We start from the raw sequence: 9,873 nt of genomic DNA, 5'->3' as shown, positions 1-9,873 counted from the left end.
ATCGACTGAATGAGGGGGGTCAATTTTGGACGCCGATCCTCCCTGCTAAGGGGTCAAAATTGCACGCCGATTCACAGCGGAGGCGAGCTACGAGCGGCCAGAAAGGGCAGATTCCCCGATCTTTTCAGTGCTGGTTCCGCTCCGTGGCTGCCCATAGATCGGAGATATTGTAGCCTCGCTGTGCGCCGCTGGGTCGGCTTCGTTCTTCGTAAGGTCAGTCGGGAACACAGGTGTCGTCGGGTCACCGGTAATCTCAATCAGGACGACCTCGTGCCCGGCCACGAGAGCCTGGAGGAAGGCAACATCCTGCCGGAGTTCCTTGCTCTCCGCCTGGATGGCTCCGGTGCGCTCTTCCAGAATCCGGTCAAGGCCCTCACCGATGTTCTTCAGTCCAGCGTCGAGCATCTCGTCCATGTTCGCCACTGAAGTTCGTATTTTGCCGAGATGAGTGGTGAGTTCGTCGTGCATCCGCCGCAGCTTTCCATTTTCCTCTTCGACGAACTCGACCTTCTGGGTGAGGCGCTGAACCTCACCCACGAGCTTGCGCATGCCCGCAACGAGCTTCTCGGAATCAAAGCTCGCCATCGCCGTCCTCCTTCGAGACGATTGCGCCGTACGGGTCGTAGAGGCCGTGCAGCTTCGGCGCATTTGCCTTGCGAGAGCGCTTGTTCGCGTAGAAGCGGTCGATCTCGATCTGCCCGTCTTCGAGATGGAAGACGGCGTCCATCTCGCCTGAGGCCCCGCAGCGGACGGCGACGAATTGGTTATGGAAGTAGTGGTTGCCGGGGGGCGAGCCGATATGGCCCATCTTGGCCCATTCCGAGTCAGGCTCTTCTTCTTTCCAGGCCCGCAGGTCATCGGCGACGGCGCGGTAGCGCGCGAGATCGTCCTCTGCGAGCCTGCCCCCGTCATGTTCAGCCACGGCCCAGGCTACGACCTTTTTGGGTTCGATCAGTTCGACCACACGGTGCCAGTGGGGCTCGCGCTGATTCAGGGGCAGTCCGTCATCGAGATAAACGCGCAGTTTGAGGGTGTGCTGGGTATTGCCTTTGCCTGGGTTGGGGCCGTTGTCGAAGAACTGCGCTCGCATAGCCCGGACCCGCTCGATGGGCGGGAACTTCGTATACCAGGGCTGATTGCTTCCCTTCGAGGTCTTCTTGGCCTTCTTAGGGGCCTTCGCCGACGCACTCGTTACGTGCGGGTCAGATGTGCTATTAGGAGGAAAGGATTCGCCAACAAAATCGTCAAGCCATTGTTCAAGATCACTCATGTAAAAATCTCTCTATTGAATGAGATCAATTTACATGAGGCCGTTCTCGCCTCGCAATAAATCTCCGACGCCACACGCTAGAGCGCGAACTTCACACGCTTCCTATTGAACAATATTGATCAACGGCTCATGAATAGAGTAATTGTTCAATGGGAAGAACAGGCTTTGGCCTCGTGTCGGGGATCAACACGAGAGCAACAGCCGCGCGTTCCGCCCGGCCACATGAACTCGACGAACTCAATGAACTCGGCCAAACGAGCAACACGTCGAGATCAACACCTCGGATGAACAGGTAGGCGAAGTTCGCGGATAGGAGCCGCTGGGAGGAGACCCGCAGAACCAGGGCGATCAGGTCAGCACGGCTCCCAGGCAGCCTCACGTCGCCACGGTCTCTGCACGGTCCGTCTCGACCGTGCTGGACCGTCATGATCCACGAACTTCCGGATCAGGCGGCTTTGACCACAAGCTCTTTGTCTTGCAATCGCCCGGCCCGCAGCGCCGAATAATAACTCGATCTGGAGATACCGAGGACACGGCAGGTCTCGGGCACCGTCGTGGCCGGATCATCATGGGCGAGCAGCACCTGCCGGATCAGCGGGGGCGAGAGCTTCGGAGGTCTACCGAAGCGAACCTGCCGTTGTCGGGCCAGAGCGACTCCTGCCTTGGTTCGCTCAAGGATCAGTTCTCTTTCCATCGCCGCGAGGCTTCCCAGGATTCCTGTAAAAAACCTACCTATGGCCGTGGACGTGTCGATGCTCTCGCGCAGGCTCACGAGCTTCGCACCCTTCTTCTCGATCTCCTCGACAATCTGGAGCAGATGCAACTGCGAGCGGGCAAGGCGGTCGAGCGCATACACGTAAAGCCGGTCATCGGGCCTGAGTAGGTCGAGCACGCGACGAAGTTCCGTCCGGTCTCGGTTCACGCCGGATGCCTTCTCCCGATAGACATCTCGATCATCCACCCCGGCCCTGGCGAGCGCATCAAGCTGGATCGCCCAGTCGCCTGCCGACGTTGAACACCTCGAATACCCGTATGCTCGCCCCATTCGTCCAAAAACTCCCGTGCAGATGATCGGCATTGTTGCACGGATTTTTTGGATGGGAAGGAAATGGCCTCACGAAGTTCGTGCCGCGAGTCTGCAAAGCCAAGGGTTTTTGGAACGGAGGGGAGTGGGGAGATGGGGGTTGGGAGGGGACCTGAATCAAGCTGTATGCTGGGTTCTCCCCTTCCGTCGAAGACCTAATCGGCCTCCACATCCGGAGGCAACCCGCTGCCGGATGTAGAGGCTGACTGGTTGGCGGGATCGCGAATAGAAAGGAGCGAGATTTTTGTAAGCGCCTATGAAGTCCCCAACTCATATGAACCTCGTGCCATTGCTGGGTTGTCTTGTAGACCATTGATCGCCTTGGCTTTCGTCTCATTGACGAGAGAGTAGCCGATGGTAAAACTCCATCCGTTCAGCGTCACACCTGAGGGGGGGTTCGTGACTGGTACTCAAATCCTGTTTAGCTTCAACGGTCGAATTGCGCGCCTTCGGTATCTGTGGTGGTCTATTTTTGCGGTTCTGATGGTCTTCGTCATCGACGCGATTGGTTTCTGGATTCACTTGTCTGACGAAGATGGCACCGGATGGGTCGGCCTGCTCATCATCGGCGTTATGTCAGTCATCGGCTTCTGGATGGGGCTCGCACTCACCATGAAGCGGCTTCACGACATGGGGCTCGCTGGTGTTCACGCGATCTGGATCAACGGCCTCGGCCTCGGTGCCAACCCCATTGTCGCATCCGCCCCACCCGAATATAGGCCCATTCTGTCTGTCATCGTGCTCATTTTTGGCATTGGCGTCGTGTGCTGGCTCCTTTTCACACCGGGCCAGAAGCACCAGAATCAATACGGACCGGTTCCAGGCGAATTGCCTATGCCGATTGCGACACCACGGCCCGCACCGCGTGCGACCGTGCTCTGACTCGACAACCATTCCGACGGGACGAAAGGGCGGGAACTTCACCCGCCCTTTTCTTCATGCGCTCAGAGGGCGGTCTACGAGTTTCATACGGCACCCTATGACGGATATCGTCGAGCGCCTCGATCATTCCTGGAATGGCAGACGCTTGAACTGATCTGCAAAGCCAAGAAATCTTGTAAATGGAAGGTTGGCTAGGGCAGTTAGGTTGTTTGACGTTGACCAGTTCGATCCGGATGTCGCGAATCGGCGTGCATCACGGCGGCGTCCTCGATCCGGGTATTTCGAGAGATTGTCTTACGGCGATAAAAAAGTTTGCGACCATTTGACGACATTTAAACACTCGTCGAAATACGGTCTGGTCAAAACCATAGGGGGCCTGATCTAATGACTTCAGAGAATGGTGCCGCCGCACTTCCGGCGACCACATCATCTTCCTCTTCAGTACCAACACCTCCACCTCATCCTCTCGACGGCCAATGGTTCATGCATACCGACGGAACCAATTATGGCCCGTTCACCGGACATCAGTTGCGCGAATTTGTTCGAGATGGACGAATGACCCGAGATACCGAAGTCAATAAGTCCGGAACCGACAAGTGGTGCCGAGCCGGTGAGGACAAGGCTCTTGCCTTGCTGTTTCCGTCCGCAGCGCCTGCCCAGCGGATCGCCCATTACAGCGATTCATCGCAGGCCGATACCGGCAATGGACAGGTCACGGCGGCCAAGGGCGCGACCATCGTCCAGGTGACCAACAATATCGCCCCGGACCCAAAGGTCACGCCCACGGTGATCCTGGAGAGCGGCGAAGCAAAGGCGAAGTCGGCTGGAACCGCGCTGGTCCTGTCTATCCTGCTGTGTGGACTGGGTCAGTTTTATAACGGGCAGATCGGCAAGGGGCTCCTTATGATGGTCCTGTGCATCGGTCTCTGGATCGTGATGCTCGGATGGATCATCAACATCTGGTCGATGATCGACGCCTACCAGACGGCAAAGGCTATGAACGAGCGCTACATGCGTCGGTTGGCGGCGGGAGCTATCCTTTGACGCGCCTCGTCCGGACTTATCCCGAGGCTGTCCGCCACAGGTGCCCGAAGTGTTCGTTCGCCCTCAGGCCAACCTCGACGACGTGCGAGAACTGCGGCACCTTCGTACCGCTGGAGGATGCCAGCAGCATCAGTCATTTCGTGAAGCTGATCTTCGGAAGACGCCTGAACGAGATGCCCGTGTCGGACATTGCGTTCTATCTGGCGTGCATTCCGCTGGTGATCGGTCCACCGGTCGCGGCCATTGTCATCATCGGGGTGAAGATCATGCAGGATCGATCACGCCTGCATCTGGCGGAATGGCAGAAACCTCTCGGGATTGCGGCGGCGAATATTCTGATCAGCCTATTGATCTGGCGCTACGCCGTGAACCAGTTCACCGGATCGGTTGAGGATACCGTCTACTGGCTGCGCGACCTGTTTTATTTCCGGCCACCGGACCTCATGAAGCCCACGCCGATTTGACAGCCGCTTAGCGAAGTGAGTTCTAATCTCCGGGGCGTTCCTAAAGGTGCTGCGACATACACTAGGAAGTGCACCGCGTCGCTGGCTCGGAGTGCTGAACTTATCTTTTACGGGCTCGAATTCAATCCGGGCTAAATGCTCGTAGGACTAATGTCGTTGACGGGACGAGATTAGTGGTAACGCTCACTCGATAATGGGAGAAGTTCGCTACTTCTGATACGTCCGCGTATTGCAGTTACATCAGATTCGTGTGCCAATGACTTCCGCCGCAAGAACTCTGAGCATCACCTCTGACGAAGTACGACTCTCCATGCGCCTCACATCCCTTTCCGATCCTGCATCCATCAAACAGGCCTCGAGGAATTCAACCGACTTGGTCGCGACGCGTTTCTTGCGAAATATGGATTTGGAAAATCACGGGAGTTCTTCCTCGAACTTGACGGAGAGCATTACGACTCGAAGGCAATTATCGGAGCGGCGTTCGGCTACGAGTTTCCCGATCAAGGACCTCTCACACCGTACGACTTCAGCGGTGGCGAACGCACAGTCCAACGTAAGCTAGAGGAACTTGGATTCCGGATTGCACGCCTTGGGGACGGCGCTGAAGCCGCCGCGACATATACGTCGGCGAGGCTCACTCCTGGAGAGGTTTATGCGCGTGAGGACCTCAAGGAGATGTTCGAGGTCACTGACGCAACAATCAACACGGGCGTCTTCCAGCCAAAGGGCACCAACTCAGTCTGGCTGTTCGTAACGCGAGAGAAGTCGCGTGATCGTACTCAGTATAAGGACAGGCTGGAAGGCGACACGCTACATTGGCAGGGTCAGAGGACAGGTCGTAGCGACTATAAGATCGTTGAGCACCGAAAGCGCGACCTCGAACTCCTTCTTTTTTATCGAGAGCGCAAATACGAGCACACAGGAGCCGCTTTTAGGTATGAGGGGCGCTTTCGATACGTTTCACATTCCGAGTCGCGGCCCACAAACTTCATCCTCCAGCGCATTCCATCCTCAGAATCGAAGTTCGCGTTCGAGGTAGAGCCGTTTGACCCCATAAGTGTGGAAGATGGACGCGAGCGAACATTGCGCATGGTCGCTCAACGACAAGGGCAAGGCGCTTTCCGAACCGAACTTTTGGAGGCGTATGGGGCTTGTTGCGCAATAACTGGGTGCCGTACCCCTCACGTGCTTGAGGCCGCCCACATTCATCCGTACCGTGGCACAACCACCAATCACGTTACTAACGGCCTTCTCCTTCGTGCCGACTTACACACGCTGTTTGACCTCGGGCTGATTGCAGTCAATCCTGAGCTTCAGATCATGGTGTCTCCGGAGTTGGAGGACAGCATCTACTGGGAACTGGAGGGACAACGCCTGAAATTGCCCATGAGAGAAGATTGGCATCCGAGTTCGGCGGCTCTCGCGTGGCATCGAAACAACCTCGCACGTTGGGCGGTAGAAGAAACGTGAAAGGTACTAGGATATCAGCAATGAATCGTATCCGGTCGTTTTGAATCCCAGCCGGAGCCGTTCACGGCGTCGGTGGAAGCCCTCTCAATCAGCACGCCAACGACTCTCAAATCGGTGAGCCGTCGTCCACGTCTTCAGTTGCTCGGCATCATCTGGAGAGCACTGGACCTCCAGGCTGTCTCGGTAGCTTCGGAACTCATCGTCCACCAACACGCCTAGCTGAAAGCATTCGGTACGCTTCTCCCCACGCGCAGCGCTCTCCACCACGACCTCCACCCGCAGTGCGATCTGCTCAAGATGGCGGTCCTTCCACACCCCGGTACCGTAATCAGTTATTTCGGTCTTCAGCGCCTTTGCCGTCCATAGCTCGACCGGCAGTTTCGAGTTCCAACTCATGAACTCGGGAAAGAGAACCGTCGCCTGTTTCACGAAGTCCGCAATCTGGCCTTGGTCAACCTTTGACGTGCCCGGTGTGACTAGCTGTTGAAGTCCAGCCGACAGCCGCTCCTGTAGAGCCCTTGCCTCAGCCCCATTCCGATCTTGAAGAGCCCTTTCCCTCTCGGCAGCTTCGGCCTTGTGACGGGACTCTTTCTCTGCCTGGATTCGGCGCTCCTCCTCGGCGGCTATGCGCTTGGCCTCCAACTCCTCGGTCTGGCGTTTCCGTTCCTCTTGTTTCTGCTGATCCAGCTTCGTGATGGTTTCGTTAGCGAACCACAAAGGAGCGTAGGCAAATGTTCTTCCATCACGGGCGAGAGCAGACGAGATGAGCTTTAGTTGCGCCGCATCCGCGTACACCGCACTACATTCCTCGCGCTGAATCGCGCGATACGCTTCTTCCGCGTTCGAGAACTGAACCTCTGGACGCTTGCGGCCCTCGCTTTGAATGAAATCGCGGACCTGTTTGATCAACTCTCTATGACCGACAGCGTCCTCAGCAACGACCCCACACAGGCTCGGCTTTCCTTCGTTCAGCATGAGAGCGCCGAAACCATTCCGGGCTCCAGTCTCGATCTCACTGGCGATTAAATCGCGCTCTTTCCCCTCCGCGATTTGGAATTCGCGCAGTTTGGCGTGCGAGAGGCTGGGAAATTCTCGCAACTCGCGCGCATCCAGGAGATTCAGAATTCGCACAGCGAACGTCGGCTCAGATTTCAGGAACTCTCGACGGTTTAGGAGAATGATGTCGTACGAAAGGAGGGTCTCTGCGCTGCATCGAATTCGGCTTATCTCGACCTGCTCAGCTTCGAATTGCCTTAGCTCGTGCGATATCGCGCGATGGAGGCTGGGGTCTGATGATTTCGGAAGCATGCAGATTTTTGCCGAGCGCTTCTCGAAAACATAATCCCCAACGAGGTTGCGGATTATCGAGGGAGCGGAGGACGACGCGTTATAGAGCGCCACCCATTCGTCACCATTTCCGTTCAGAAGGAATGCGTTAAGTGGGGTTTGAGTGATTGTGTATTCGGGTTTCTCGCTGACTGCCGCCGCCGAGCCACCCGAAATGATCAGCTTATCTATGTCTGCCTTCAGTCCCCAACGGGTCAACAGATCAGAAAGACTTGTGGCGCTCTTCGAGAGGGCGTCCAGGTCGCCGCTCGCCACGGCCTTTTCAACAGCAATCATCTCATCTGCGAGATCGGCAGTTGCCTGATGCATTAGATTTTGGGCCATCCACAACCGGATCGCTTGGCGCTGTTGCTCAAGACGTTCCCGGAGGTCCGCAATCTTCTTTTGCTTCTCGGCCAGCCGTTCATCGGCTCTTGCCTTCGAGAATGCGTCGAACCCACTGACGCTGCTCAGGCCACGGCTGAGTTCATCGAGGCGCTTCGAGACTTCATCTACACCTTGGACGCCGAGGGACGCCTTCAATGCGGCTGCCGCGCTAGCCAATTCGACGATGTTTGTTGTTTGCGGATTTATGCGGAGAAACTGCTCAGCATCGTCGAGCAATTCCCTCGCTCGCTGCTCCAGGGCGGCTAGCGCCTGCTGCCGATGAACTTCGTATGCGGCCTTGTCGGCGAAGCCCTTGAGCTTTGCATCGTCAAACTCGGATTTCGTGCCAAATCCAGACATCCGGAATTGCTCGAACTCTTGTTTGCTGCGGAAGCCAAACCGCGTTGCCTCACCGTAGTCCGTGCTCGTGTAGAACCCCGCTGCAACGGCTTCCGACATGGCCGCCGCGTCCTGGAAACCTCTCTGACGGGCCTCTAGGCGCTCCTGGTCACTACGAAACCCATCAACAGCTACTTGTTCGATTGAAGCGAGCGCGTACTCGTCCAAGCTCTCCCAAACCGGTGGGGCGAAGCGCTGCACATATTTGTTGAAAGCTTCGCTGGTCGCGGGTCCGATGGCACCATCGACAGCGCCCGAGTACAATCCAAGACGTGCGAAGGCATTTTGAAGGCGGCTTACGGATCGCCGTACGGCCTGTCGTTGCACAATCTCAGTTTCGAACCCTGAGCCTGAGGTCCATACGACGCCACGAAACTTCTCTCCGCCGGTTAGGAAGGAATCCTGGGGTACGAGCCGTATTCCTTTGAGAGCCTCTGTGTTTGCCTTGGCTTTCGCATGTCCTAAGAAACCGGCGACTACCGCAAAGCGCCCATTAGATGATTGTGCAACGGATACATCCCCGAGTGTGTTCGTGAAAGTCTGCGCGAGTTGGATGGCTTCTTGAGCGTCATCTCGACTAGCGACGACCAGCCACCGATATGGCACTTCCTGCGTTTGGCGGCTCGCCGCTGGCTGGCTCCGAACTGCATCTCTCGTGATTGCTTGGAGCAAATCTCCGAGCGTCTGTGCGGAAACCGACGAAGAAAGGAGCGCGAAGCACGCGCCGAAGATTATCTGCCGAAAAGGCATTGCTAGAACCCCACTACCCCAGCCCACATTACTGAGGGAGTCAGGCCCTGTCACTCACGTGATGTGCTCCAGCATCCCCGATTGTAGCTGATGGTTCACAACAGGCTACCAAGGCGACCACTCTTACCCGACCTGTCATCGAAGAAGGTGCGCTCAGTAACCACGGACTCGCCGGAGCAAGGAGCGCAATGCTTTTCTGAGCTTGGAATTTTTGGAGGTTGCACGTGTCGTAGAGCGTCACTTGCAGAATACCTGCGCCCGAGATGTGCAGCCGAGTACCGACGGGTTATGCTTACATCCGACAGTGCACTGATTTCTCATCGCCTGAGGATAGTTGCCCCTCCCATATGCAATCGGGCTTGCCCTCGCGTGAAATACGGACGGTGACGGCTCCCGGATCGACGGCGAAAACCTCGCTCTGCCGCTCGCGAGCGCGAGCGGTCTGGTTATTGATATTGATCAGGTAGTCTCGGGGCGGCACCGGCTCCACGATGATCGTGATGCGCGGCAACGTCTGGAGTTGCAGCGCTATGAGTTTCCCCGATAACGTGTCCTTTAGGGCAGTTGCCTGATCGGGATCGGTTATGCGTAGTTCAGCTTCACCCGTCGGCCACTTTCCAATCAGCCCATCAGGCGTCGTTAGAATATATGCGCCCTCTGAAAAGGAGCGTGCGAACCGGGCTGCATCTGCGGGAGATACTCCAGCACCTATGGCTTGGCTGTCAATCGGCGCGCAAAACTGACCCCTGATCGGCGTCCAATTTTGACCCCCTTATTGTAGGGCGACGGTGAGCGCC

8 protein-coding genes are annotated in these 9,873 nt (G+C 56.8%); 4 read left to right on the top strand and 4 right to left on the bottom strand.

Annotation, left to right across the window (positions count from 1 at the left end):
• Positions 1-87: 87 nt before the first annotated feature.
• The 3 genes from HUI96_RS28865 to HUI96_RS28855 form a co-directional block, all read right to left on the bottom strand.
• Positions 88-585, bottom strand: coding sequence for a hypothetical protein (locus tag HUI96_RS28865; RefSeq protein ID WP_188258147.1), 498 nt, complete (start codon positions 583-585; stop codon positions 88-90).
• Entirely contained in the window at positions 572-1,270 is a 699-nt protein-coding gene (locus HUI96_RS28860; protein WP_188258146.1) for a hypothetical protein, read from the bottom strand. Before HUI96_RS28860 ends, HUI96_RS28865 begins: the two co-directional genes overlap by 14 nt.
• A gap of 445 nt (positions 1,271-1,715) precedes the next feature.
• Positions 1,716-2,315 carry a recombinase family protein gene (locus HUI96_RS28855; protein WP_210320375.1) on the bottom strand — a complete coding sequence of 200 codons (600 nt, stop codon included), beginning with the start codon at positions 2,313-2,315 and terminating at the stop codon, positions 1,716-1,718.
• 393 nt (positions 2,316-2,708) lie between these two features.
• Here HUI96_RS28855 and HUI96_RS28850 point away from each other — a divergent pair, with 393 nt between their 5' ends.
• From HUI96_RS28850 to HUI96_RS30210, 4 genes are all read left to right on the top strand, one after another.
• The gene (locus HUI96_RS28850; protein WP_188258144.1) at positions 2,709-3,236 is read left to right on the top strand and encodes a DUF805 domain-containing protein; all 528 of its coding nucleotides are present in this window, start codon (positions 2,709-2,711) and stop codon (positions 3,234-3,236) included.
• 384 nt (positions 3,237-3,620) lie between these two features.
• A complete protein-coding gene (locus HUI96_RS28845) occupies positions 3,621-4,280 on the top strand; it encodes a DUF4339 domain-containing protein (RefSeq protein ID WP_237684464.1) in 660 nt (219 codons plus the stop codon).
• Positions 4,277-4,744, top strand: a complete 468-nt coding sequence (locus HUI96_RS28840; RefSeq protein WP_210320374.1) for a hypothetical protein — start codon at positions 4,277-4,279, stop codon at positions 4,742-4,744. Before HUI96_RS28845 ends, HUI96_RS28840 begins: the two co-directional genes overlap by 4 nt.
• Positions 4,745-5,065: 321 nt before the next feature.
• The gene (locus HUI96_RS30210; RefSeq protein ID WP_425299324.1) at positions 5,066-6,214 is read left to right on the top strand and encodes an HNH endonuclease; all 1,149 of its coding nucleotides are present in this window, start codon (positions 5,066-5,068) and stop codon (positions 6,212-6,214) included.
• Positions 6,215-6,298: 84 nt separating this feature from the next.
• Here HUI96_RS30210 and HUI96_RS28830 read toward each other — a convergent pair whose 3' ends face one another.
• Positions 6,299-8,494: a hypothetical protein gene (locus HUI96_RS28830; RefSeq protein ID WP_188258141.1), complete on the bottom strand. Its 2,196-nt coding sequence runs from the start codon at positions 8,492-8,494 to the stop codon at positions 6,299-6,301.
• Positions 8,495-9,873: the final 1,379 nt, after the last annotated feature.

The organism is Pseudaminobacter soli (ex Zhang et al. 2022), from assembly GCF_014595955.1.
GTDB lineage: Bacteria > Pseudomonadota > Alphaproteobacteria > Rhizobiales > Rhizobiaceae > Kumtagia > Kumtagia pseudosoli.
The sequence above is the reverse complement of the archived record's forward strand: the minus strand, read 5'-3'. Positions and strand labels throughout refer to the sequence as shown.